We start from the raw sequence: 24,565 nt of genomic DNA on the forward strand, positions 1-24,565 counted from the left end.
CTTTTGCCTCCGCGAATCTCTCTGCGAGAAAACAACTACCGAATCAAATGGAAACCAATCAGACAAAGAACGCGCCCACCAACGTGGTCGGCAAGCCCCTGGACCGCGTCGATGGCCCGGCCAAGGTCACCGGGGCGGCCCGCTACTCGGCCGAGATAAGCGTGCCCGGCACAGTGTACGGGGTGCTCAAAACCAGCACCATCGCCAAAGGCCGCATTACCAGCATCGATACGTCCCGGGCCGCCAAGGAGCCGGGCATCATCACCATCCTCACCCACGAAAACCTGCCCAAGCCGGCCAAAACGCCCCAGCAGGTGGAGAAGTGGCGGGCCGCCCAGAGCTACTTGCCCATGCAGGATGCCCAGGTGCAGTACGCCGGCCAGCCGGTGGCCCTGGTGGTGGCCGACACGCTGGAGCGCGCCACCCAGGCGGCCGCCCTTATCAACGTCACGTACCAGGCCGAGGCACCCATCGACTCCTTCCACGACCCCAAAGCCGAGCTGTTCGACCCGCAGAAAATCCAGCAGGGCAAGAAGGACAGCCACGTGGTGCGCGGCAACCCCCAGCAGGCCTTCGACGGGGCGGCCATCAGGCACGAGGCCACCTACGTGCACGCTATCAACCACCACAGCCCCATGGAGCCCGCCGCCACACTGGCCGTGTGGGAGGGCGCCGATAAGCTGACGGTGTACGAATCTAGCCAGAACGTGACCATGCACCAGGGCGCGCTGGCCGATTTGCTGGGCATGCCCCGGGAGCAGATCCGGGTGGTAACCAAGTACATCGGGGGCGGCTTCGGCTGCAAGGGCTCGTTCTGGCCCCACACCATCCTGACGGTGCTGGCCGCCAAGGCCGTGAACCGGCCGGTGAAGCTGGCCCTCACCCGCCAGCAGATGTTTACCGGCGTCGGCCACCGCGAAGACCAGGAGCAGACCCTGAAAATGGGCACTACCGCCGACGGCAAGCTGGTGTCTCTGGTACACACCAAGCGCGCCACGACTTCACCCTGGGACAACTACACCGAGTCGAACGGCAAGATTCTGGACATGCTCTACGCCTGCCCCAACTACTCGACCACCTACGAGCTGGCCCGGGCCAACGTAATGACGTCGGTGTGGATGCGTGCCCCCGGCGAGGCCCCCGGCTCCTTCGCCCTGGAAAGCTCCCTCGACGACGTGGCCAACCAGTTGGGCCTGGATCCGCTCGAAATCCGGTTGCGCAACTACGCCGACTATGACCACAGCAACGGCAAGCCCTGGAGCAGCAAGAGCCTGAAGCAGTGCTACGCCCGCGGGGCCGAGTTGTTCGGCTGGGATAAGCGCCAGGCCAAGCCCGGCCAGAACCGTCGGGGCCGTCTGTTGGTGGGCCACGGCATGGCCACGGCCAGCTACCCGGTGCACAGCTCCCAGGGCACGGCCCGCGTGCGCCTCTTCGCCGACGGCCACGCCGTAGTGGAAGCCGGCGCCACCGACCTGGGTACCGGTACCTACACCGTCATGACCCAGGTTTCGGCCGATGCCCTGGGCCTGGCACCCGAGAAAATCCGCTTCGAGTTGGGCGACACGCGCCTGCCCACGGCCCCCGGCTCGGGCGGCTCGGTGGCGGCCGGCACGGTAGCTTCCTCCATCATGGCCGCCGCCGAGGATGTGTGGGACAAGGTGGTGAAGATGGCAGTGGCCGACAAGAAGTCGCCCCTCTACAAAGCCAAGCCTGCCGATGTGAAGGTGGAGCTGGGCCGTATGTTCCTGACCAAGGACCCCCAGAAGGGGGAAACCCTGGTGGCTGCCTTGGTGCGCAGCGGCCAGCCCGACATTGAGGGCAGCGGCACCGGCAAGTACGGGGCGGGGTACGAGGAAAAGAACTTCGGCCAGAACGGAGCCGACCCCAACAACGACAGCAAGGAAAAGAAAACCGGCGGCCACTCCATGCACTCGTTCGGGGCTCACTTCTGCGAGGTGGAAGTAGACCCCGACCTGGGCACGGTGCGCATCACCCGCTGGGTGGGCGTGCACGGGGCGGGCACGGTGCTCAACCTGAAAACTGCCACCAGCCAGATGATTGGCGGGGCCATCTACGGCATTGGGGCGGCCCTGATGGAGGAAACCCACCGCGACGCCAGTTTTGCCCGTTACACCAACGCTGATTTGGCCGGCTACCACATCCCCGTCAACGCCGACATCCCCGAAATCAAGGTGGAATTCGTGCCCGAGTCCGACCCCTATATCAACTACCTGGGAGTAAAGGGCATTGGCGAGCTGGGCATGGTGGGCGTGGCCGCGGCCGTGGGCAACGCCATCTTCAACGCCACCGGCCGCCGCCTGCGTCACCTACCCATCACCCCCGACAAGGTGCTGGAAGCCCTGCGCCAGCCAGCATAGTCTTCACACTGTTAGCTGAGAGCCAGTAGCTCAGAGCTTTGGTTCAAGGGGCGTATTTATCAGAATACTCGTCTTCTGCATCTTGGCTGAACGTTATCAGAACGAAAGCTAACAGCTACTGGCTCTCAGCTAACAGCTTCATAAATATGACTGAACTCCAACGCCTGCTTATTGCCTACGACGCGCACCGCGCCGAGGGCCGCGCCTGCGCCCTGGCCTCGGTGGTGGACGTGGCCGGTTCGGCCTACCGTCGTCCCGGGGCCCGCATGCTGGTCACCGACGAAGGCCGCCTGACCGGGGCCATCAGCGGCGGCTGCCTCGAAGGCGACGCCCGCCAGCGCGCCCGCCGCGTGATTCAGCAGGGCCGCCCCACTGTCGTCACCTACGATTCCACCGACCCCGACGACGACTTGCAATTCGGGGCCGCGCTGGGCTGCCAGGGCATCGTGCAGATTCTGCTCGAACCCCTCGACTTCCAAAACCCCGACAACCCCGTGGAGCTGCTGCGCCGCTGGGCCGAAGGCGTGGAGGCCAACGCCGTGGTGGCCACCGTATTCAGCACGGCCGGTTTGGGGGCTGAGGTAGCCGTGGGCCAGCGCCTGCTGCTGACTTCGGATAACACCGCTCAGGGCACGCTGCCGGAAGCCGCTGACCTGTACGCCGCTATTCTGGCTGATGCCCGCACTGCTTTGGCGGCCGGGCAGCCGGCTACCCGGCACTACCCGCCTGATGCCGGTACCGTGCGCGTGAGCCTGGAAATCCTGCGCCCGCCCGTGCGCCTCACCGTGTACGGGGCCGGCAACGACGTGCAGCCGCTGGTACGCTTGGCCGCCGGCCTCGGCTGGCGCGTGCTGGTAGTAGATGGCCGCCCCGCCCAGGCCCAGCCCGCCCGCTTCCCCGAGGCTGATGAAGTGCGGGTGCTGCCGCTGGCGCAGGTGAGCCAGCAGCCCCACGACGGCAGCTTCGCGCTGCTGATGACACATAATTACTACTATGACCTCGCGGTGCTCCAGCACCTGCTGCCGGCCGCCACGGCGCGCTACATCGGGCTGCTGGGGCCGCGCAAGAAGTACGAGCGGCTACTGGAAGACCTCACCAAAGATACGTCTGACGCGGCTGAGCAGCTGCGGGGCCGCATCCATAGCCCCATCGGCCTGAATTTAGGGGCCGAAACCCCCGAGGAAATTGCCCTGTCCATTGTGGCCGAAATCCAGGCGGTGCTTACGGGCCGCCCCGCCGGCTTCCTGCGCGACTCCCCGCATCCTATCCACCCACCTCTGCACGCCAACGCCCCGCTGGTACCCGAGGGCCGGGTAGACGCCATGTGCGCCATCGGCGAGTAAACCCACAGTAGCGTGAACTTTGTAGTTCGTGTCCCCGCGGCGTCAGATTCGTTCAACGGCCCGGGGGCGCGAACTGCAAAGTTCGCGCTACTGCTTTTTCAGCCCTCCGACTTTATTGCCGGATAGCCATTCATCCGGCTACCTGCCACCCCCATGTCCAACGCCATTCTCCTGCTGGCTGCCGGCTCCTCGTCCCGACTCGGCCAGCCCAAACAGCTGCTCCAGTTTCAGGGCCAAACGTTGCTGCGCCGCGCCGCCGAAACGGCCGTAGCCGCCGCGTCTGGCGCGCCGGTGGTGGTTGTCACTGGCGCCCTGCATCAGGAGTTGCTGCCGGAGCTGGCGGGCCTGCCGGTGCAGGTGGTGCGCAACCCCGACTGGGCCGCCGGCATGGGCGCTTCCATCCAGACCGGCCTCACCTTCCTCGAAACCCTGCTGCCAACCCCGGCCGGCGTAACCGTCATGCTCTGCGACCAGCCTTTCGTGACGCCCACCTTGCTGGCGGAGCTGCACGCGGCGCACACCTGCACCGGCCGGCCCATCGTGGCCTCGGCTTACGCCGAAACCCAGGGCGTGCCGGTGTATTTCGCGACCGAAGCGTTTCCGCTGCTGCGGGCGTTGCCGGCCGGGGCGGGAGCGGGGCAGCTGTTGCGCCAGCACGCGGCCTTGGTGGCGGCAGTGCCCTTCGCGCTAGGTGCCGTGGACGTGGACACGCCGGAGCAGTACGCAGCGCTGCTGGCTGGGGAGTAGAAGGGAATCGGTTGGGATTACAGGTTGCTGCTTCGCTGATGAGAGGCCTTTTGAGCTGTTTTTTCAGTGAGCTGAGAAGTGTGTAGAGACGCAATATTTTGCGTCTCGTCGTTGAACAACTGGCACCGAGCAGTTCACCAAAACAACTTCAGCAACGACGAGACGCAAAATATTGTGTCTCTACATCGTTTTATACCGTTCGGGCAGCTATTCGTATTGGTTCGAACAGCTTCCAGGGACCCAGGCCCAGCAACGGTGGCGCCAAAATCCCGTTATCTTGCCCGAATCTACCTAAACTCTCCCCTTGTATGAGCGACGCTACCGCCGCCCAAGCTACTCCCGGTACGGACCTGTACCATATTCCCAAGGACGATAAGCGCATCACCCGGGGCTGGACGTTCTACGACTGGGCCAACTCGGTGTACCCGCTGGTCATCACCTCCAGCATTTTCCCCATCTACTGGGGTGCCATGGTGAAGCAAATCACCAAAACCGACAGCGGCAAAAGCCCGGTGGATTTCCTGGGGTTCCAGGTGCCCGGCTCCTCGCTGTTGACCTACGCCATTTCGGCGGCCTTCCTGTTCATTGCCCTCATCAGCCCGTTTCTCACGTCGCTGGCTGATTTCTCGGGGCGCAAGAAGCTGTTTATGCAGATTTTCTGCTACCTCGGGGCCTTTTCCTGCGCCGCGCTGTTCTTCTTCACGCCCGATACGCTCACGCTCAGCACCTTCGTGTTCGTGCTGGCTACCATTGGGTTTTCGGGGTCCATCGTGTTCTACAATTCCTACCTGCCCCTGATTTCCAGCGAGGAAAAGTACGATTCGCTGTCGGCCCGCGGGTTTTCCATGGGCTACATCGGCTCGGTGCTGCTGCTGTTGGTTTGCTTGGGGCTGATTATGGGCCACGAAGCGGTAGGGCTAGAAGAAGGGTTTGCTACCCGGCTGGCTTTCCTGCTCACGGGGCTGTGGTGGGCCGGTTTCGCCCAGATTGCCTTTTTCGCCCTGCCCGCCGACCCTGGCCGTCCCGCCGGGGCCGCCGACGAGTCGGGCTGGCTGCTCAACGGCTTCCGGGAGCTGGGCAAGGTATGGGACCAGCTCAAGCAGCTCCCCAATCTGAAACGCTTCCTGCTGGCCTACTTCACTTACAACATGGGCGTGCAGACGGTGATGTACGTGGCCACCATCTTCGGCGATGAAGAGCTAAAGCTGGAAAGCACGGCCCTGATTCTGACTATTCTGCTGCTCCAGATTGTGGGTATTCTGGGCGCGTACCTGTTCTCGAAACTGTCGGAGCGCATCGGCAATACCCGGGCCCTGAGCTGGGCCGTGTTCATCTGGATGCTGATCTGCATCGGGGGCTACTTCGTGCAGGCGGGCTGGTCGTTCTACGCGCTGGCCGCCGTTATCGGCCTCACGATGGGCGCGGTGCAGAGCCTTTCGCGCTCCACCTACTCCAAGATTATTCCCGAAAACACGCCCAACACGGCGGCTTTCTTCAGCTTCTTCGACGTGACCGAGAAGCTCAGCATTGTGATTGGTACGGCCGTTTTCGGCGTTATCGCCCAACTCACGGGATCCATGCGCAACAGCATTCTGTCGCTCATCGTGTTCTTCGTGCTGGGCCTGATTTTCCTGCTTCGCCTACGCGGCAAGAAGCTGCGCGACGATGTGAGCGGCGCTGATCCGAAGCTGGCGGAAGGCCTCAGCGGCAACTAGCAGCCGGACGAAACGTAGCCGTTGGCTGATACCCGCAAATTTCAGTACTTGCCAACGAGCACCGGCCGCCCCGGTGCTCGTTGCTGTTTTCACGCCCTCAAACCGCAGTTGCTCATGCACACTTCCTCCCTTCAACAGAACATCCTCGCCGAGCTCGACCACGAGCTGGCCACCACCCGCAAGCTGCTGGAGCGCGTGCCCTACGAGCAGGCCGACTTCACGCCTCACCCCAAAAGCATGAAGCTGTGGCAGCTGGCCTCCCACATCGTGAACCTGCTGGCCTTCAACCAGCTCTTCGTGCAGCACGCCTCCCGCGACTTCCTCGACCCTAACGGCCCCAAGCCCGGTCCCACGCCTACCAGCTCCGAGGAGCTGCTGCAACGCTTCGACCAGTACAGCGCCAGCCTGCGCCAGGCCCTCCAAGACTCCGACGATGAGCAGCTGACCAGCAGCTTCCGCCTGCACGCAGGTGAGCAAACTTTCATGGAGCGGCCCAAAGGCGCGGCCATCCGCATCATGGGCCTCAACCACAGCATCCACCACCGCGGCCAGCTCAGCGTCTACCTGCGCCTGCTCGACATCCCGCTGCCCGCCATGTACGGCCCCTCCGCCGACGAGCAGGGCTGGTAATTTTATAGAGCTGAGAGTATAGAAGTGAGAGCAAAGACTTTCGTTGTGGAGCCCAAATAGGCCAACAGAACGAAAGTCTTTGCTCTCACTTCTCACTACTTCACCGAAAACACCCGTTCGCCGGCAATCCAGGTTTGCTGGACCTGGGCGGTGCGGAGCTGCTCTTTGGGGGCTTCCAGCAAATCGGTTTTCAGGATCACGAAGTCGGCGGCCATGCCGGGGTGGATGCTGCCTTTCTGCTTGTCCTCGAAGGCGGCGTGGGCGGCCCAGGTGGTCATGCCGCGCAACGCGTCGGGGCGGCTAAGGGCGTTTTCCATCTGGAAGCCGCCGGCCGGGTAGTTCCTGGCATCCTGCCGGGCCACGGCCGAGTGGAAGCCGTAGAGCGGGTTGATGTCTTCCACCGGGAAGTCGGAGCCCAGGGCCACCTGGCCATATTGCTTGCGCAGGTCATTGAAGGCGTAGGCGGTTTTGAGGCGGTCGGCACCCAGCCGCTCGCCGGCCCAGTACATGTCGGAGGTGGCGTGGGTGGGCTGCACCGAGGGCACGATGCCGTACTGCCCGAACTTGGCTATGTCGGCCCCACTCACCACCTGGGCGTGCTCGATGCGCCAGCGCCGGTCCTGCTGGCCCTTCAGCGCCTCGCCGTAAATGTCCAGCAGCAGGCGGTTGCTGGAATCCCCAATGGCGTGGGTGTTCATCTGGAATTTGCTGGCCGCCAGCTCTCTTGCCAGGTTACGGAAATCCGCCACCGACGACAGCAGGAAGCCCGTTTCCTTGGGCCGGTCGGCGTACGGATGGATCAGGCAGGCCCCGCGGGAGCCCAGGGCGCCGTCGGCGTACACCTTGAATGAGCACACCGTGAGGCGGTCCTTGAATACCGGACCGTTTTTGAGGTAGAACTCTTTGTTTTCCTTGGTGGGGGCCAGCATGGCGTAGAGGCGCACTTTCAGCTTGCCCTGCTGCTGTAAGGCATCGAGCCGGTCCACGTTGGCTTTTTCCAGGCCGGCGTCGGCCATGCTGGTGAGGCCCACGGCCACGCAGCGTTTCTGGGCTTCCAGCAGCGCCGTTTCGGCCTCGGCGGCAGTCGGTTCCGGGATTTTGGTGGCCACCAGCTTCACGGCGTTATCCACCAGCAGTCCGGTGAGCTGACCGGCAGCGTTTTTGGTGATGGTGCCGCCGCTGATGGGCGTGCGGGCCGTGACGCCCGCCAGATCCAGCGCCTTCTGGTTCACGAGGGCCGCGTGCCCATCCACCCGAATGATGAAGACGGGCGTGTTCGGAAACAGCGCGTCGAGGGTGTCTTTGGTGGGAAATTCCTTGCGGGCCCAGTCGTTCTGGTCCCAGCCGCGGCCCGTGAGCCAGGCGGCCTGCGGGTACTGCTGGCGCTGCTGCTGGAGCTTCTGTACCACTTCCTGCCACGAGCCGGTGCCCACTAAGTCGGCATCACGCAACCCCAGGGCGTAGCGGTAAAAGTGGCAGTGCGCGTCGTAGAAGCCGGGGTAGATGAACTGGCCCTGGGCGTCCACTTCCTGCTTGCCCTGGTACTTGGCCCGGATTTCCTCGGCCGTGCCCACGCCCACAAACTTGCCATCCTGCACCGCAAACGCCTGCACTTTGCTGAACGCCGAATCGACGGTGTACACCGTGGCGTTGTACACGATAAGGTCGGCGGGCTGGCGGTTGCCGGCGGGGTTCGACTGGCAGGCGCTGAAGCCGGCCGCCAGCAGGGGCAGGGCCAGCCAGAAGCGGAAATGTGGGAGCATAGAAGAGGGAGTAGGTTTGGAAACGGGAAGGTCGGGGAAAAGCCGGAAAGGTTGTTGGGCCGAAATAAGAAAACCGTGTCATCCTGAGCGAAGCGAAGGCCCTTGTACCACCAAAACGGTGAGTGGTGCAAGGGCCTTCGCTTCGCTCAGGATGACACGGTTTTCGTTCTGTAGCGGTCAGTCGGCTCTAGTCGAAGCGCATGTGCTTGACCGACTCGCCGGAGTTCTTGAGCTCCAGCAGCGACTCAATGCCGATCTGCAGGTGGGTTTTCACGTAGCCGGCGGTTACTTTCTTGTCGCTCTCCGACGTTTTCACGCCCTCGGGCGTCATCGGGTTGTCGCTCACCAGCAGCAGGGCGCCGTGGGGAATACCATTGACGAAGCCCACGGTGAAGATGGTGGCCGTTTCCATGTCCACGGCCATGGCCCGGATCTGGCGCAGGTACTCCTTGAACTCCTCGTCGTGCTCCCACACGCGGCGGTTGGTGGTGTACACCGTGCCGGTCCAGTAGTCCATTTCGTACTTCTTGATCATGCTGCTCACCGCGCGCTGGAGGCGGAAGGAGGGCAGGGCCGGAATTTCGGCCGGCAGGTAGTCGTCGGACGTACCCTCGCCCCGGATGGCGGCGATGGGCAGGATCAGGTCGCCGAGCTTGGTGTTGGTTTTCAGACCGCCGCACTTGCCCAGGAACAGGGCCGCCTTGGGCTCAATGGCCGAGAGCAGGTCCATGACGGTGGCCGCCATGGGGGAGCCCATGCCGAAGTTGATGATGGTGATGCCATTGGCCGTGGCCGTTTGCATGGGTTTGTCGAGGCCGCGGACCTCGGTGCCGAACTGCTCGGCAAACATGGTCACGTAGTTCATGAAGTTGGTCAGCAGAATGTACTGGCCAAATTCCTCCAGCTCCACGCCGGTGTAGCGGGGCAGCCAGTTCTTTACAATGTCGGCTTTGGTTTTCATATGTAGGGTCTTGGGGACTTAGGGTCTTGGGAGCTTAGGGTCTTGGATAACGTTCAGGGGAAATACTTTGGAGCATTGAACAACGGTGCCACACGGGGCGTGCGAACATCATCCAAGTTCCCAAGCCCCTAAGCCCCCAAGACCCTATAAAAAAAGCCGTCGAGGCCCTCAGCGGGGGAACGACGGCACGGAATGAAAAGCGGGAGGAAATCCCCGGGGCCGTACCTTTGGAGGTGATGCAAGAGTTGAACCTGCCGCCTTTCGAGGCCAAAGTTACACAAAGCGGCGAAAATTTGCTAATCTGGGACGTGCTGCGCCGCCGCCACGTGGTGCTCACGCCCGAGGAATGGGTGCGCCAGCACGTGGTGCACTACCTCATCAACCACCGCGGCTACCCAAAGGGGCTCTTGAGCCTGGAGCGGGGCCACCAGTACAACAAGCGCCAGAAACGCACCGACCTACTGGCCCTCGACGCCACCGGCCGGCCCCTGCTGCTGGTGGAGTGCAAGCGCCCCACGGTGCCCATCACGGCCGCCGTGGCCCAGCAGATTGCCACTTACAACGCCACCATCGGGGCGCCGCTGCTGCTGCTCAGCAACGGCCTGCACCACTACTGCTGGCGCGTGGATACGGAAAAGCGCACGAACGAATTGCTGACGGAGGTGCCGATGTATTTGGGGTAAAATATTGTCATTCTGAGCGAAGGCGCAGCCGCAGTCGAAGAATCTCACGTGCCAAAGTAATTCTTGGCGACAGGTCTACCATAACACGCAAGATTCTTCGACTGCGGCTGCGCACCCTGGCTTGATTCGCCACATGCTCAGAATGACGGGCTATTGACCGCTAGAACTGCGCCTGCAGGGTCAGGTAGAAGCTGCGGGCGTCGGCGGGGATGATGCCGGGGCCGGGGTAGGCGGTGGCGCGGCGGGTGAAGTAGCGGTTGTCGGTGAGGTTGTTGAGGCCGGCTTCGAGCTTGAGGAACTTGTACTCGTAGCTGCCCGAGAGGTCCATGATCCAGTAGGCCGGAATTTCGCCGAACACAGCCGTGGGTTCGCGCAGGCTGTTGGTGGCATCAGTGAACTGGCGGCTGGTGTAGGCGTACTGGTAAGCCAGCTTCAGCGGGCCCCGACGCAGGGTGAGGCCGGCTTTGGCAATGAGGGCGGGGGCCAGCTCCACCTTTTTGTTGCGGAATACGGCTCTGTCGATGTTGTAGCGGGCATCGACCAAAGTCAGGTTGGAGAACACGCTCAGGCCGGTGCGGGCATTTTCGCCCTGGAGCAGGCGCAGCAGGTCGGCTTCCACGAAGGTTTCGAGGCCCAGGTTGCGCGAGGGACCAATATTGGTGCGCAGCAGGTAGTTCTGGCTGCGCACCGTATCCTTCTCGGGGCTCAGACCGATACGGTTGTTGTAGGCCAGGTAAAACAGGCTGGCATCGTAGGTAAACACGCCCGGTCGGCCCCCGCGCAAACCCAGATCGGCGCTGAAGCCCCGTTCGTCGCGCAGGTTCTGATCCACCCGGATGCCGGGGTTGACGACGCGCATGTCGTTGAAGTTGATGGCCCGGTAGTTCTGCGAGAAGTTGGCGTACACCTCCACCTGCTCAGTGGGCTTAAAGCTGGCCCCGAAGCCGCCCAGCAGCAGGCCCCGGGTGGTCTGACGCTGCTCGGCGAAATTCTCTTCCGACAGGAAATTGTTGGCCTGGTCGTACTCTTTCTTAAGAAACGTGCCGCGGGCGCGGGTCTGAATCCACTCGTAACGCAGGCCGGGCGTGAGGCTGAGGCGGGGCGTGAGGTTGAAGATGTTCTCCACGAACACGGCCGCGTTGCGACTCGGGTACTTGTAGCCGGCCTGAACGATGGAAGCGTTCTGCTCGGCGGGGTAAAACGTAAAGTCGGCGTCGGCGGCGCGGGAGCCGGGGCCCTGGCGCTGGTCGGTGAACCCGTGGTAGTAGCGCCCGCCCACCAGCAGGGTCGAAAACGAGCCGGCCAGGGAGTAGCGGTGCAGCAGCCGCAACTCGGAGCCCACGTTGCGAAACTCGTCGCGCAGCAGCAGGCGGGCCGTGCTCAGGTCGTCGGGCCGGTTAATGCGGCTCAGGTTGCCCAGGGCGGTGCGGTCGGCCAGCAGCCCGAAGGTGCGCCAGTTCAGGCGGGTGGCCTCGGAGAAGCGGTAGTCGGCGGTGGCGGCCAGCAGGTTCCAGTTGACGCGGAACCAGTTGCGGGTGCGCTTGCTCTGGCGGGCATCCTGGTCAAACTCGGCGTCGGTGAGGCCGCCGGGCTGCTGGGCCAGGTAGTACATGCGGGTGTAGTCGAGCCCGATTTTGAGTTGCTCAGTGGCCGCGTGCTGCACGCTGGCGTAGGCTGTGTGCACATCAAAGCCCGAATTGGGCCGCCACCCGTCGCCGCGCTTGTACTGGTAGTAGGCGTAGTAGTTGGTGCGCCCGAGCTGGCCGCCCACGCTGTTGAAGGAGTTGAAAAAACCGAATGAGCCGCCCGTCTGCCGGGTCGTGAACTGCACCTTTTTATCCGTCGGCCCCCGGCGCAGCACGAAGTTCAGCATGCCCCCGAACTGGGTGCCGTACTGCAAGGAAGCCGCCCCGCGCACCACCTCAATGCGGTCCAGGGCCTCAGTAGGCGGCGTGTAATAGCTTTCGGGGTAGCCCAGGGCGTCGGCCGAGATGTCGTAGCCGTTCTGGCGGGTGTTGAAGTTGGCCGTACGGTTGGGGCTCAGTCCCCGCCCCCCGATGCCGAGCTGGAGGCCCGCCCCGTCGCTTTCCCAGATGTTGAGGCCGGCCACCTTGGCAAACACCTGGCGGGCGTTGTTGGTGGCCAGGTTGGCCGTCACGTTCTGAAGCTCCACCACCTCCGTTTTCTTGGCCTCGTAGATGGCCGTGCCCTCCACCGCGTTCAGGCGCCGGATGCCGAAGCCCTGCTCGCGCTGGCCCTCCACGTTCACTTCGCGCAGCTGCACATCGGAGGGCGCGAGGGCAAAATCCAGCGTGGCGTCGGCCGTTGTCAGCTCCACGGGCCGGGTCAGGGAGGTGAACTGCTCGGCAAAGGCGGTGAGGGCGTAGGAGCCCGCCGCCAGCCCCCCGAACTGGTAGCGGCCCTGGGCGTCGGTGCGCGTGAGTTGGTCCGAGCCGGTTAGCAGCACCTCGGCCCGGGCCACCGGCTGCCCCGTGCGGGCATTGGTCACCCGCCCGCTCAGCGTCAGGTTCTGGCCGAACGCGGGCAGGGTGAGCAGCAGCAGCAGAAAGGGGAGGAGCAAACGGGGCATGAACGGTGAATGAGTGATGCAGTGAATGAGTGAAGTAAGGAATGAGTGAGCCGGTGAATAGTTTTATAGCCGGGTGCGCGGACCATTCAGGCTGATTTGCCCTCCACTCATCCGCCGAATCACTGTTCCAGGGGCAAGATCCAGGTTTTTGGCCCGAATCCTTCCCGCTGAGAGGCCAAATCCAGGTCGGGGTTGATGAGCAGGCGGGAACTGCGGCCGTTGAGGGTGACGTAAACTTCGGCCCGGACCTGGGGCGCCGGCATACCGCGGCGGCGGTAGTCGTCGCGCAGCAGGTGGGCGAATTGCAGGAGCATATCGGGCTGGGTGGCCACCTGTTTTTCCTGGGTGACGGTGAGGTAGTCGCGGTTGCGGATTTCGGTTTCGTGGCCCGTGCGTGGGTCCCTAACGTAGAAAAAGGCCGTGCCGCTCTTTTCCATCAGCATCACCCGCCACGAGAAGCGGTAGCCCTGCTCGGTCCAGAACAGCGGCCCCGGGTAGAGCACAAACCGCCAGGGCACCAGCACCTGCACTAGCAGCCAGAGCCCCAGCGCCCCCACCAGCCAGGGCGAGGCGGCGGCTGGCACTGCGGCCACCGGGGCGGCGCGCGGTCCGGCCGGGCGGCCCAGCAGGCGGCGGGCAACAGCCAGCACTTTTTCGTGGAACGAAGCCGGAAAAAACAGCAGGGTGCTCACCAGCATGATGTAGGGAAACATGCCAATCTGAAACAGCACCGCCGTGAGCACATGAAACACCACCACCGTGGCGTAGGCCCAGGCCCGGGTGCGGCGGGCACTCAAAAAAAACGGAATCGTGAGGTCGTAGAGCGCCCCGAACCAGCTGAAGGCGTAGGCCACCCAGAGCTGGTCAAAAAGCGGCCCGATGAGCGGCAGGTCGGTGTGGGCGGGCAGCCACAGGCGCAGGGGCATGGCCTCCAGCAGCCAGTCGGGGTTGAGCTTGGCCACCCCGGCAAAGAAGTACACCAGCCCCAGCTGGGTGCGCAGCAGCAGGCCGGCCCACTGCGGCACCGTGGCCCGCCAGCGCCCCGGCTGCCGGCGGGCATCGAGCGAAAACTGCGCATTGGCCGGCACCCAGATCAGCAGAAACGCCACCACCGACACGAAGTAGTAGTGGTTGAGGTAGTTGCTCTTGTCCAACAGCTCCACGTAGGTGAAGGTGAGAAAAAACAGCCCCGCCGACCACCGGTACCAAGCCCCCAGCAAAATGCCCAGGGCCCCCAGCGCCATCAGCCCGAACACCACGGGCATGCCCACCGCGCCGGCAGGCTTCACCCACTCGAACCCGTAGTAGGGAAAGAACACCCTGGGCGCCACATAGAGCTCGGTAATCCAGCCCTTGGCCGCAAACCGCCCGATGCTGGCCAGCATCATCCCCCCGAACAGCACCCGGAATACCACCAGCGGCGCCGCCGAAACCGGCCGCATCAACCAGGAAAAGGTCATATCTGAGCGGTTAGCTGAGAGCTAGTAGCTGTCAGCTTTCTGGTGGGAAGTAGAAAAGTCGTCGGGGGCAAGCGGTTGCTCAGCTGTTATCAACCGAAAATGCTATCAGCTACCAGTTCTCAGCTACCAGCCAAAAAAAGCTAGTCGCCGTCGTTGTCGGTGTAGGTGATGGACACGCCCAGGGCCGAGGGCATATCGGTTTTGGTGAGCACGATGAGCTTCTGGAACTCGTCGTACACCTTATTCACGGTGGCCGGCTGGCTGACCACGGCCTGGGTGAGGGGGCCGGGCACGGCGTCGATGGCCGTGAGCACGGCGTTGAACTGCTGCTCGATAACGCCGGCCAGCGGCTTGCCGTTGTACTGGGCGTTCACGTGGGTCAGGTAGTCGTCGAGGCCCGGGCCGTTGGTGGTGCCGGTTTGGCCCAGGAACAGGTTCCTTTCGGCCTGCACGTTGCGCTTGAGCAGCTCCAGCGAGAGGTTGCCGTAGGGAGCCTCGGCCTTCAGGGGCTGGGGCGTACCCGCCGTGAAGCGCCCGCCCGGGATGCCCACCTTGTAGCGCTTGGTCATGTCGATGTCGGAGTTGAGCTGGTTGACCAGGTTGGCCACCGAACTGCCCACGGCCGTGCCGGTAGCCTGCTGGAAAGTGCTGGTGTAGCCCCCCGCGAGCCAGCCATTATAGGTGGCCTCCGTTAGCTGCCGCAGCTGGTCGCCCAGGGCTACAGCGTAGTCGGCGCGGTTGGCTGAGGCCCCGAACCTGGCGGCTACCGTTTCCGGCGTTGCGCCATCGTAGAGCAGGTAGTCCAAGGCCGGAAAGCCCTTGGCGGCCAGATTGGAGGCGGCGTTCAGGTCGTAGGTACCGGCCGCGATGTTGCTTTCAATCTGGGTCGTGGACGTGGGGTACACGTTGAGGTTAGAGCGCAGCATCTGCTGCTCGGCGGGGCCGAACTCGTAGCTGCTCATAGCCTGCCAGGCCAGGCTAGCCTCGCGCAGGGCCTCGCGGGCGCTCAGCACGGCGGCAGCCGTCGGAGTACCGGCAAGCGCCACCAGGCGGGCTTGCAGCTGAGTGGTTTTCTCGCTCAGGTCGCGGAAGCCGGGTACAATCAGCTGGTCGCTGTAGTTGGTGAGCATGGCGGCCCGGTCGAAGGAGTCGGCGGGGGCGTTGTCCTCGCCTTTGTCGGAGCTGCAGGCGCTCAGCAGGGCCAGGGCCAGGGCCAGGGCCAGGGTGGCGGCAGTCAGGCGAAAAGTTTTCAGGTCGGGCATCAGCAGGGAAGCGAAGTGAAAAAGCAACGGGCAGCTCCCGTCCGCGAGCGGAAAAAGAGCTGCCGGGTGCGAGTAACAGATAGGCCGAGGCCGCGGTTCAGTTAAATCGTGCCTTTGATGGCATCGAAGCCGTAGGCCGTGCTCAGCAGGTCGATGGCCTCGTTCACATCGGCGCCGGTGGTGTCATAAAAATTGTCGCCTATTTTGGCCAACACCTGCGCATACACCGCGTCGCTGATTTTCCGGTCGCCCTTATAGCGCAGGCCCATCACAAAGCCCCGGGCCTCGGAGAGGTAGTGGCTCTTGAGGGCTTGGTCGGCCAGCACTTTCTTGGTCACGTTCAGCTCATAGATGGCCGAGGCGGCCACCAGCCGCTCCCACTCGGTGCGCAGGGTGGCGGCGGCTTCGGCTTTGCCGGCCATGTCGTTGTTGGAGATGGCGGCCCGGCCCTTGAGGAAAGCGTCCATCATGGTTTTGTTCGACTTCAGTGCCGCGTCCACTTTGTTGCTGTAGTTTGCCCAGAACGTGAGGTCGTTAACGTTGGCCGGGAAATCGGTGGGCGCCCCGAAGTAGCCGAAGGCCTCGTCCCAGTGGTGCTCCATGGCGGTGCCCTGACCGGGCTTCACGGTTTTGTTGTCCACGGCGGCCCCGATCTTTTCCTCCGTCAGGTAGCTGTCCACGGCCTGGGAGTAGAACACGGCGCCCATCAGGCCCTTCTGAATCAGCTGGCCCAGCTCCACGCCCTTGGCATTCACCAGGTACTTTTTGGTGCCGTCGGCCGAGGTAAGCACGCCGGGCGTGCCGTTGGTGGCCGCCTGCTGGCCACTCAGGCTGGCCGTGGCTACGTCGGTGAGGTAGCCCTCGTACTCGGCGCGCACGGTGCTCAGGGTTTTGTCGCGCAGCTGCTTGCCGGAGGTGTTGAGGGCCGCCGTGGAGAAGGCGTTGTTGGTGTTGGCGTACAGGTTTTGCAGCTTCTCCTGGCTGAGCACAGCCCCGGTATTAGCGGTTTTGATGTAGGCATCGAGTTCTCCCAGCATGGCGATCCGGGCCTGCTGACCGCTGTAATCGACGTTGGCAAAAGAGTAGGTGGTAGGCACCTGGTAAGCCGGCGTCGGGTCCGTTACGTCTTTGTCGTCGGAGCAGGAAGAGAAGGCAACGGAGGCCACTGCCAGGGCAGCAAACGCGAAGGAACGAGCGGTGGAGAACATGAAAAGAGGGAGATGCTTATGTAGAATCATTTCAATTATGCTGCAAAAGTAGAGGTGTCAGCAACGTCAGGCAAGCTTATCTTTAATTATTTTAAATAAAGATAAGCCAGGCAACTGGTTTCTGAAGCAGGGCCTTCCCGCCAACAAACCCCGTTCCGGCGGCTGCCCCAGCCCGTCTTCAGTCATCCGTTCCGGCTCCTCCGGCTGGTAGGGGCCCGGCCAGCGTTCCGGGACGCGAAGCCCCATAACTGCCGCCCCGATTTGCCGTAGTAGCAGAGAAGTAAAAATCTGTACTATTTATAGATGGCGGCCCACCCGTTGCTACAGCAGCCCCCGGCCCCGTTCATATCCGCCGCCATGTCGCTTTCGTCTTATCCTTTCGCCGCTGGTTTTTTTTCTCAGGAAGCGGCCGCCGTACTGACGCTGGATTCCGGCGGCCGGATCAGTCAGGCAAGTCCGCGCCTGGCTGGCCTGCTGGGGCAGCCGGCGGCGGCGCTGCCGGGCCGTTGCCTGCTGGAGTTTCTGCCCCTAATCGAGAAAAACCGGGTTCAGGAACTGATAGCCCAAGCGGCGGCTGGTCAGGTGCTGGGTGAGGAAAGCATCCTGCTGGGCGTCCAACGGCCCCGCAAGTACCGGCTGGCCCTGTTCCCGCAGTTGGCCGACAACCGGATTACCGGGGTGTACGGCGTAATCGGGGCCGCGCCGGAGGCGGCCAATGGTACTCTGCTGGCTCAGCAGCAGCTGTACTCAGTTATCTTCGAGAACATGAACGACGGCACGTTTGTGGTGGAGGTGGAGCCCCCGGAACGCTACCGCTTCACGTTTGCCAACCGCGCGTTCGGGCGCACTACCGGCCTGGACCTGCCGCAGGTCATTGGCGGGTACGTCGATGAGGTGCTGCCGGAGCCCGCCCGTTCGGTGATGCTGGTTCATTGCGCAAGCGCAGTGCGCACCCGGCAGCCGGTGGAGTGGCAGGAAACGGCCGAGTACCCGACCGGTAAGGTGACCAGCGAGGTAACGCTAACGCCGGTGCTGGATGAAACCGGCGCCTGCTGCCAGCTGGTGGGCATCGTACACGACCTGACCCGGCAGAAAAAGGTAGAAGAAGACCTGCGCGCAAGCAACGAGCGGTTCCTGTACGCCATCAAGGCCACCACCGATGCCCTCTACGACTGGAACGTGGAAACCGACACGCTGTACTGGGGCGAGGGATACGAAATGCTCTTCGGACACCGGCTGCGCGAAAATCCGGAGCCCTTCAGCCGCTGGGCCGACCACGTGCTGCCCGCCGAGCGGCTGCGGGTGGTGGGCGGGCTGCGTCACCTGGCCTACGAAACCACCGACTGGCACTGGCAGGATGAGTATCACTTCCGCCGGGCCGACGGCAGCCTGGCCTGGGTGTTCGACCGGGGCTATATCCTGCGCGACGAGCACGGCCGGCCTGTGCGCATGATCGGGGCTATGCAGGACATTACGGAGCGCCGCGAGGCTGAGCAGCGCCAGCGCCTGATGGGGGAGCGGCTGTTTCGTCAGAACCAGGATCTGCAGCAGTTCACCTACATCGTATCGCACAATCTGCGCGCCCCGCTGGCCAATGCCCTGGGCTTTAGCCAGCTGCTGACGCAGGTGGCACCCGACTCGGAGGTGTTTCGGCAGTCTTTGCAGAATCTGCACACCAGTCTCCGGCAGGTCGATGATGTGCTGATGGACGTGAATACCATTCTTTCGGTGCGGGACCAGCGCGGGGGCTACCGCCCCGAGCCCGTGGCACTAGCTGCCGTGTGCCGGGAAGCGTTGCAGAGTCTGGAACCGCTGCTGGAAAGCTGCGGCGGCCAGTGGCAGTGCCACATTGCCGAGGAACTGCGGCTGCCGGGCCGCCGGGCCTACTTTCACAGCATCTTCCACAACCTGGTATCCAATGCCATCAAGTACCGCTCCGATGACCGTCCGCTGCGGATAGAAATCGGGGCCACGGCCGAAGAAGAAAACGGGCCCACCACCCTGTGGGTAGCCGACAACGGCCGCGGCTTTGATCTGGCTGCCGCCGGCGACGCCGTATTTCAGCTCTACCAGCGCTTCCACTCCGATAAAAAGGGCCGTGGCATCGGGCTTTTTCTGGTGAAGGCCCACGTGGAATCAATGAGCGGCAGTATCAGCGTAGAAAGCCAGCCCGGCGTCGGCACCCGGTTCGTCCTGCACTTTAACCCGGCTGGCCATGAAGACCTACCTCATTGACGACGACCGGCTGGGCCTTTATCTGACCGAGCAACTGCTGCGGGCCGAAGGTTTTGCCAGCTGTATCTGCCCGTTCGAGTCGGCGCAGCAGGCTCTCGAGGCGCTGTTGCGCGAGTCGGCCGCCACGCTGCCGCAGGTGGTGTTTCTGGATCTGAACATGCCCCTGCTCAACGGCTGGCAGTTTCTCGACGCCCTGGCCCCCTACCAGGACCGGCTGCGGGGCCGTTGCGCCGTGTACATCCTCACTTCTTCGCTGGCCCTCACCGACCTGGAAAAGTCGCGCAACTACGAGCTGGTAGCCGGCCTGATTCACAAGCCCATCGACGGCGAAGAAATCCGGGCTATTCAGGCCCGCCTGGAGCCGGGCTTCCGGGCCGAGGAGGCGGGTAGCCTGGGGGGCTAGGGTCGGGCCGCGCGGGGTGAAGCAGCCGGAGCGGGGTAAAGGCGGTTGTCGGCCAGCCCGTTCACGTACCACTGCACGCAGGCCCGGAGCTCCTGGCCGTAGGCCCGCAGCGTGGCCGGGTCGGGGTGAGCGAGCGGGGTGGCGGGCAGCCGGTGGCGGCGGTAGGGGTAGAGGCGCACCTGGTCGTCGGCGGTGAGCTCGGTAACGTAATCCGTATGCACCAGCCAGTAGCTGCCCCCGCTCAGAAACAGGGCCCGGCCGGTGGTAGTGGTATCGAAGACCGAGTAGCCGAAGGGCAGCAGCCGGCCCCGGGCCGGCAACCCCAGCAAATCGAGCACGGTGGCCGGTACATCGGCCTGCTGGGTGATGCGGGGCGCGGGCAGGGCCGGCAACGCCGCGCCGGGGGCAAACAGCAGCAGGGGCGTCTTGTACTGGCCCAGCAGGTTCTGGTAGCCCGGCGCATCCGACTGCGACGTATGGTCGGCCAGCAACACGAACAGGGTGTTACGGTACCAGGGCTGGCGGCGGGCGGCGGCGAAAAACTGCCGCAGCGCCCGGTCAGTGTAGGCGACGGTGGGATGAATGGGCAGCGTACCCTTCGGCAGCCGGGCCGGATAGCCGGTCGGCAACCCGAAGGGCTCGTGGGCGCTGAGCGTGAACAGGGTGCTGAAAAACGGCTGGCGCTGCCGGCTCAGCTGCCGGCTGAAATACTGCAGATAAGGCTCGTCGAAAATGCCCCAGTGCCCATCAAAATCCGGACTCCGGGTCGCGCCCGGGTATTCCTCAAGACCGTAGTAGCGCTGCATGCCGGCTATGCCGGCGAAAGTGTTAAAGCCCATGGTGCCGTTCTGGGCCCCGTGGAACAGGCTGGTCTGGTAGCCGTGGCCGGCCAGCAGGGAGCCCAGACCGTGCAGCTCATTGGTCTGGAAGTTGGACGTGATAAAGGCCCCTTCCATCAGGTTGGGCAAACCCGCCAGCACCGCCGGCAGGGCCTCAATGGAGCGGCGGCCGTTGGCGTAGTGGTCGGGCAGCAACCGGCCGCCGTGGGTGGCCAGGGAGTCGAAGAACGGAGTATAGCCACGCCGGCCGGGGTTTTCCACGCCGGTGTACTCGGAGCCGAAGCTTTCCAGAATCAGCACCACCACATTGCGGCCCGGCAGGGGGGGCGCCGGCCGCCGGGGCAGGGGCCGGGCCGCCAGGGCCCGGGTGAGGGCCGCCGTCGACTGGAAGTAGGCTTTGCGCTCGGGGGTGGCGTAGCCCAGGCTCTTGAGAAACGTAAAGGTGCTGTTCAGGGCCAGGTGGCCCAGCACGGCCGGCTGCTGCACAAAGGCGGCTCCGGTGCGCAGGGGCTTCAGCTGCAGCCCACCCCGGATGCCCAGCACCACCAGCAATACGATAGTGGTGAGCTGTAAGCCATAGGCAGTCAACTGCTTTTTCGGTCTGCTGGGTTTGCTGCCGTTGGCTTGCGGCGCGGAACTTACCGTTGGCTGCTCCTGGCGCGGCATCGGGTAAAAAGACCAGAGCGCGGCCACCAGTACCGCAAAAGGCAGCAGCAGCCACCAGTAGCTGAGCAGCAGCTGCCCGGCCTGGCGCTGTACATCAGCCCCGATGGTGGTCAGCTCGTTGCTGGTGCGCCGCCCGATAAAGCGGAAATACTCCCAGTCGATGAGGTTCAGGGCTAGGCCGAAGCCGTTGAGCAGCAAGTACACGGCCCGTACCAGCCGCTGCCAGCCCCGGCCCCGGGCCGGCACCAGGCTCAGCACCAGCCAGGGCAGGTTGAGCAGCAGCAGGGCCGCCATATCGAAGCGGAAGCCGTGCCAGAAGGCCAGCGCCACCTGGCCCGCCGTAGCCGCCTGGAAAGCCGCCTGGTTCAGCGCATAGAAACCCGCCCGCAGCAGCAGGTAGGCGCCCAGCAGCAGGGCAAAACGACGAACCAGCAGGCGCAGAAATTCGGAGGGCATAGGCGGGAGGGCAAAGCGCCGCTTCACCCCGAAGGCAAAAAACAACCAGAACGGAACGGGCCGCTAACTGCTGCCTTCACTTCGGCGCGCAGCACGCGGAGAATACGAACAGGAACGAAGCCGCGCTTCGTTCTAAAGCGGGTCGAAGGTAACGGCCTGGCCGTCGGGCAGGTGCTTGATCTGCTCGTGGAAGCTGGCCAGCCAGGCCAGCCGCAGGCTGACTGGTACAGCCTTGGCCGAGGGCCGCGACGCCGCATTCTTGGGGGCGATGCACAGGGGCGGGTAGAGGCTCAGCAGCTGGCCCGGCCGCAGCACCCCGCCCGCCTGCTGAAAGGCCCGCAGCGGCTCCAGGCCCAGGGCGTCTACTGGAAACTTCTCGGCCCCGAACAGGAAGTGCTTGAAATCGACTTCCAGGTCGGCCAGCTCCCCTGTTTCGGTGTCGAGGAAAAGTACGGCGTCGCCGCGCAGCAGAAACTGGTTGCCGGCGCAGTCCTGGGCAAAGGGGATGTCGGACTTTTTCAGCGCGGCGTAGGTGCGCCAGAGCGCCCGCTCGCCCTGCCAGACGCCGGCCAGGGAGTGCCAGCCCGGCGCGGCCACGCAGCCCCGGAGGTGCAGCCCGCCGAAGTAGGCTACCACCCCGTTCTGCTCGCGCAGAAATGCCTGCAGGTAAACCGGCAGCCGGGCCAGCGTCACCAGGTCGGTCAGCTCGCCGCCGGTATAAATAATTCCTTTCACGTGGGTCAATTTAAGAGGAGAAATGAGCAAGCCGGCCGGCACGCCGCCCGCACCACTGGCCGGAGCGTAAAACCGGGTGTTGTAGAAATCAAAAAATTGAGCGTCCCAACGCCCAAAGGCCGCCGGAACGCTCAATTTCTAACACGCAACGTTCAACTAAACAGCCGCTTCTTCCATGACGGATTCCACCGACTCCAGGGGCAGGCCCCAGGCATCGGCCACGCCTTTGTACACCACTTTGCCGTGTACCACGTTCAGGCCGAGGCGCAGGGCCTCGTCGCGGCGGCAGGCTTCCTGCCAGCCCAGGTTGGCCAGCTTCACGGCGTAGGGCAGCGTGGCGTTGGTCAGGGCCAGGGTGGAAGTGTAAGGCACCGCACCCGGCATGTTGGCCACGCAGTAGTGCACGATGTCGTCGATGATGAAGGTCGGGTTTTCGTGGGTGGTGGGCTCGCAGGTTTCGATGCAGCCACCCTGGTCCACGGCCACGTCTACGAGCACGGTGCCGGGACGCATGGTCTTGAGCATCTCGCGGGTGATGAGGTGCGGGGCCTTGGCACCCGGAATCAGCACCGCGCCGATGATAAGGTCGGCGGTTTTGATGGCTTCGCGGATGTTGTACTCGTTGGAGTACTGCGTCACCACGTTCTTGGGCATGAAGTCGTCGAGCTCGCGCAGACGGTTCAGGCTGATGTCCATCACGGTTACTTTGGCGCCCAGGCCGGCGGCAATTTTGGCGGCCTGCGTGCCCACGATGCCGGCGCCCAGCACCAGCACTTCGGCGGGCTTCACGCCGGGTACGCCCCCCAGCAGAATGCCGCGGCCTTTCAGGGGCTTCTCCAGGTACTTGGCGCCTTCCTGTGGGGCCATGCGGCCGGCCACCTCGCTCATCGGAATGAGCAGGGGCAGGGCGCGGGTGGGCAGCTCCACGGTTTCGTAGGCCAGGCACACGGCCTTGCGCTCAATCATGGCGTGGGTCAGCTCCTCGCCCGAGGCAAAGTGGAAGTAGGTGAACAGCAGCTGATTTTCCTTGATAAGCGGGTACTCGGAGGCAATGGGCTCCTTCACCTTCACAATCATCTCGGCCTTGGCGTACACGTCCTCAATGGTGGGCAGCACGGTAGCCCCGGCCTGCTCGTACTCGGCGTCGGAGAAGCCGCTGCCGTTGCCGGCCGTGGCCTGCACGTACACCTCGTGACCGTGCTTGCGGAATTCCGCTACACCGGCGGGCGTCAGGCCCACGCGGTTTTCGTTGTTTTTAATTTCTTTCGGTACGCCGATCAGCATGACTCGCAGCTAAAAGTGAGGGTGGGTGGTAAGGGTGGTTTTCTTGTGCCGCAAAGGTAAGGAGGACAGGAGTCAGAAGCTAGAAGTAAGGAGTTGCTTGGTAGAAGCCAGAAGCCAGGAGCTGGGAGGCGAGAAGAGCCGAATCAAATCTGGCGTCTCCTGGCGTCTCACTCCCGTCTTCGCGCTTCTGCCAAGCAACTCCCACGAAGCAACTCTTTATTTGAACGGCACCGAGGTAGCGCTTTCCTTCACCATGCTGCCCGCGTTCAGGTCCTTGAGCACGAAGGCCGAAAGCGTGAGCTGGGCGTCGCCGGTCAGGTCGTTGCTGGTGATGGTGACGGGCTCCTGCTGCAAACCCAGCTTGCGCTGGCTGTACACCAGCTCCACCATGGCGCTCTGGCCGGGCTTGATGGGCGAAGGCACGTTCTTGTAGCCCACGCAGTAGCAGGGCGAGCTGATGGCGCCCAGCACCAGGTCCTGCTTGCCGGTGTTGGTAACCTTGAAGCGGGCCGTAAGGGCCTGGCCGGCTTCCATCTTACCGAAATCATGAGTGGCGCGGTCCAGGGTCAGGCGCGGCGACTGGGCCAGCTGGGCGGGCGTGAGCCGGGACTTCATCTGCTCCTTATTGAGCACGTTGCCTTTGATGGTGAGCACCGTGCTGGGCGTGGTGGCATTGCTGGTGACCGTAACGGTTTTGTTGAAGATGCCGGGGCGGCCGGCGCTGCTGTACACGGCCTTCACGATGCCGCTCTTGCCGGGCAGAATGGGCGTCTTGGTCCAGTCGGGGGTGGTGCAGCCGCAGCTGGCCTGCACGTTGGCAATGATGACGGGCTGGTTGCCGGTGTTTTTGAAGCGGAACTCGTGGGTGGCCATCGTGCCCTCGGGCACCTGCCCGAAATCGTGCAGCTCTTTTTCGAACGTGAGCACGCCCTGGGCCTGGGCGGCCGAAGCGCCGAGCAGCGTGAGCAGGAAGAAGAAAAGGTGTTTCATAAGGAAGAGTTAGAAGGTAGAAGTCAGGAGCTGGGAGTCAGGAGCGGGCATAAAAAAAGCTGGAAACAACAACGTTTCAATCAGCCTCCTCAAAAGCGGGCTGAAATTCAAACCTGGCGCTGTTGCCGCTGCTTCTGGCTCCCGGCTCCGGACTCCTGTCTACTTCAAAGTTAACCACAAAAATTGCGCGCGGCCGCATCGGCGGCAAATCCGTACT

The 24,565-nt window shown here is 63.7% G+C and carries 18 protein-coding genes; 8 read left to right on the forward strand and 10 right to left on the reverse strand.

The annotated features are described in order from the left end of the window. Positions 1–47: 47 nt before the first annotated feature. The 5 genes from KLP40_RS06370 (at position 48) to KLP40_RS06390 (ending at position 6,813) form a co-directional block, all read left to right on the forward strand. The gene (locus KLP40_RS06370; protein WP_215592929.1) at positions 48–2,378 is read left to right on the forward strand and encodes a xanthine dehydrogenase family protein molybdopterin-binding subunit; all 2,331 of its coding nucleotides are present in this window, start codon (positions 48–50) and stop codon (positions 2,376–2,378) included. A gap of 146 nt (positions 2,379–2,524) precedes the next feature. After that, on the forward strand, positions 2,525–3,721 hold the full coding sequence (locus KLP40_RS06375; protein ID WP_215592930.1) for an XdhC family protein: 1,197 nt from the start codon (positions 2,525–2,527) through the stop codon (positions 3,719–3,721). Positions 3,722–3,874: 153 nt separating this feature from the next. Further along, positions 3,875–4,468: a nucleotidyltransferase family protein gene (locus KLP40_RS06380; protein WP_215592931.1), complete on the forward strand. Its 594-nt coding sequence runs from the start codon at positions 3,875–3,877 to the stop codon at positions 4,466–4,468. A 308-nt stretch (positions 4,469–4,776) separates the two neighbouring features. After that, the gene (locus KLP40_RS06385) at positions 4,777–6,183 is read left to right on the forward strand and encodes an MFS transporter (RefSeq protein ID WP_215592932.1); all 1,407 of its coding nucleotides are present in this window, start codon (positions 4,777–4,779) and stop codon (positions 6,181–6,183) included. Positions 6,184–6,297: 114 nt separating this feature from the next. Further along, positions 6,298–6,813: a DinB family protein gene (locus tag KLP40_RS06390; RefSeq protein WP_215592933.1), complete on the forward strand. Its 516-nt coding sequence runs from the start codon at positions 6,298–6,300 to the stop codon at positions 6,811–6,813. A gap of 95 nt (positions 6,814–6,908) precedes the next feature. Here KLP40_RS06390 and KLP40_RS06395 read toward each other — a convergent pair whose 3' ends face one another. Continuing rightward, on the reverse strand, positions 6,909–8,576 hold the full coding sequence (locus KLP40_RS06395) for an amidohydrolase (RefSeq protein WP_215592934.1): 1,668 nt from the start codon (positions 8,574–8,576) through the stop codon (positions 6,909–6,911). 187 nt (positions 8,577–8,763) lie between these two features. After that, positions 8,764–9,537: an AMP nucleosidase gene (locus KLP40_RS06400; protein WP_215592935.1), complete on the reverse strand. Its 774-nt coding sequence runs from the start codon at positions 9,535–9,537 to the stop codon at positions 8,764–8,766. A gap of 236 nt (positions 9,538–9,773) precedes the next feature. Here KLP40_RS06400 and KLP40_RS06405 point away from each other — a divergent pair, with 236 nt between their 5' ends. Beyond that, entirely contained in the window at positions 9,774–10,220 is a 447-nt protein-coding gene (locus tag KLP40_RS06405) for a type I restriction enzyme HsdR N-terminal domain-containing protein (RefSeq protein WP_215592936.1), read from the forward strand. A gap of 160 nt (positions 10,221–10,380) precedes the next feature. On the opposite strand, the gene KLP40_RS06410 is transcribed toward KLP40_RS06405, so the two are convergent. From KLP40_RS06410 to KLP40_RS06425, 4 genes are all read right to left on the reverse strand, one after another. Continuing rightward, entirely contained in the window at positions 10,381–12,810 is a 2,430-nt protein-coding gene (locus KLP40_RS06410) for a TonB-dependent receptor (RefSeq protein WP_215592937.1), read from the reverse strand. A gap of 119 nt (positions 12,811–12,929) precedes the next feature. Next, entirely contained in the window at positions 12,930–14,270 is a 1,341-nt protein-coding gene (locus KLP40_RS06415) for an HTTM domain-containing protein (RefSeq protein ID WP_215592938.1), read from the reverse strand. Positions 14,271–14,410: 140 nt separating this feature from the next. Beyond that, positions 14,411–15,532, reverse strand: coding sequence for an imelysin family protein (locus KLP40_RS06420; RefSeq protein WP_215592939.1), 1,122 nt, complete (start codon positions 15,530–15,532; stop codon positions 14,411–14,413). A 101-nt stretch (positions 15,533–15,633) separates the two neighbouring features. After that, positions 15,634–16,740: a DUF4856 domain-containing protein gene (locus KLP40_RS06425; protein ID WP_215592940.1), complete on the reverse strand. Its 1,107-nt coding sequence runs from the start codon at positions 16,738–16,740 to the stop codon at positions 15,634–15,636. Between the two features lie 357 nt (positions 16,741–17,097). Here KLP40_RS06425 and KLP40_RS06430 point away from each other — a divergent pair, with 357 nt between their 5' ends. Continuing rightward, positions 17,098–18,975 carry a PAS domain-containing sensor histidine kinase gene (locus tag KLP40_RS06430; RefSeq protein ID WP_215592941.1) on the forward strand — a complete coding sequence of 626 codons (1,878 nt, stop codon included), beginning with the start codon at positions 17,098–17,100 and terminating at the stop codon, positions 18,973–18,975. Further along, the gene (locus KLP40_RS06435; RefSeq protein ID WP_215592942.1) at positions 18,956–19,378 is read left to right on the forward strand and encodes a response regulator; all 423 of its coding nucleotides are present in this window, start codon (positions 18,956–18,958) and stop codon (positions 19,376–19,378) included. The genes KLP40_RS06430 and KLP40_RS06435 overlap by 20 nt, the downstream gene beginning before the upstream one ends. Here KLP40_RS06435 and KLP40_RS06440 read toward each other — a convergent pair. The 4 genes from KLP40_RS06440 to KLP40_RS06455 form a co-directional block, all read right to left on the reverse strand. Beyond that, positions 19,375–21,339, reverse strand: coding sequence for an LTA synthase family protein (locus KLP40_RS06440; RefSeq protein WP_215592943.1), 1,965 nt, complete (start codon positions 21,337–21,339; stop codon positions 19,375–19,377). The two genes, KLP40_RS06435 and KLP40_RS06440, sit on opposite strands and share 4 nt — an antisense overlap. 132 nt (positions 21,340–21,471) lie before the next feature. After that, positions 21,472–22,074: an SMI1/KNR4 family protein gene (locus KLP40_RS06445; RefSeq protein WP_215592944.1), complete on the reverse strand. Its 603-nt coding sequence runs from the start codon at positions 22,072–22,074 to the stop codon at positions 21,472–21,474. A 156-nt stretch (positions 22,075–22,230) separates the two neighbouring features. Then, positions 22,231–23,358, reverse strand: a complete 1,128-nt coding sequence (gene ald / locus KLP40_RS06450) for an alanine dehydrogenase (protein WP_215592945.1) — start codon at positions 23,356–23,358, stop codon at positions 22,231–22,233. Between the two features lie 216 nt (positions 23,359–23,574). Then, a complete protein-coding gene (locus KLP40_RS06455) occupies positions 23,575–24,348 on the reverse strand; it encodes a DUF1573 domain-containing protein (protein WP_215592946.1) in 774 nt (257 codons plus the stop codon). Positions 24,349–24,565: the final 217 nt, after the last annotated feature.

The organism is Hymenobacter piscis (assembly GCF_018760735.1).
GTDB classification, from domain to species: Bacteria; Bacteroidota; Bacteroidia; order Cytophagales; family Hymenobacteraceae; genus Hymenobacter; species Hymenobacter piscis.

Bases quoted from the DNA above. Each gene is read 5' to 3' on its own strand.
- KLP40_RS06370 (WP_215592929.1), top strand. From the start codon at position 48: ATGGAAACCAATCAGACAAAGAACGCGCCCACCAACGTGGTCGGCAAG.
- KLP40_RS06375 (WP_215592930.1), top strand. From the start codon at position 2,525: ATGACTGAACTCCAACGCCTGCTTATTGCCTACGACGCGCACCGCGCC.
- KLP40_RS06380 (WP_215592931.1), top strand. From the start codon at position 3,875: ATGTCCAACGCCATTCTCCTGCTGGCTGCCGGCTCCTCGTCCCGACTC.
- KLP40_RS06385 (WP_215592932.1), top strand. From the start codon at position 4,777: ATGAGCGACGCTACCGCCGCCCAAGCTACTCCCGGTACGGACCTGTAC.
- KLP40_RS06390 (WP_215592933.1), top strand. From the start codon at position 6,298: ATGCACACTTCCTCCCTTCAACAGAACATCCTCGCCGAGCTCGACCAC.
- KLP40_RS06395 (WP_215592934.1), bottom strand. From the start codon at position 8,576: ATGCTCCCACATTTCCGCTTCTGGCTGGCCCTGCCCCTGCTGGCGGCC.
- KLP40_RS06400 (WP_215592935.1), bottom strand. From the start codon at position 9,537: ATGAAAACCAAAGCCGACATTGTAAAGAACTGGCTGCCCCGCTACACC.
- KLP40_RS06405 (WP_215592936.1), top strand. From the start codon at position 9,774: ATGCAAGAGTTGAACCTGCCGCCTTTCGAGGCCAAAGTTACACAAAGC.
- KLP40_RS06410 (WP_215592937.1), bottom strand. From the start codon at position 12,810: ATGCCCCGTTTGCTCCTCCCCTTTCTGCTGCTGCTGCTCACCCTGCCC.
- KLP40_RS06415 (WP_215592938.1), bottom strand. From the start codon at position 14,270: ATGACCTTTTCCTGGTTGATGCGGCCGGTTTCGGCGGCGCCGCTGGTG.
- KLP40_RS06420 (WP_215592939.1), bottom strand. From the start codon at position 15,532: ATGCCCGACCTGAAAACTTTTCGCCTGACTGCCGCCACCCTGGCCCTG.
- KLP40_RS06425 (WP_215592940.1), bottom strand. From the start codon at position 16,740: ATGTTCTCCACCGCTCGTTCCTTCGCGTTTGCTGCCCTGGCAGTGGCC.
- KLP40_RS06430 (WP_215592941.1), top strand. From the start codon at position 17,098: ATGTCGCTTTCGTCTTATCCTTTCGCCGCTGGTTTTTTTTCTCAGGAA.
- KLP40_RS06435 (WP_215592942.1), top strand. From the start codon at position 18,956: ATGAAGACCTACCTCATTGACGACGACCGGCTGGGCCTTTATCTGACC.
- KLP40_RS06440 (WP_215592943.1), bottom strand. From the start codon at position 21,339: ATGCCCTCCGAATTTCTGCGCCTGCTGGTTCGTCGTTTTGCCCTGCTG.
- ald (WP_215592945.1), bottom strand. From the start codon at position 23,358: ATGCTGATCGGCGTACCGAAAGAAATTAAAAACAACGAAAACCGCGTG.
- KLP40_RS06455 (WP_215592946.1), bottom strand. From the start codon at position 24,348: ATGAAACACCTTTTCTTCTTCCTGCTCACGCTGCTCGGCGCTTCGGCC.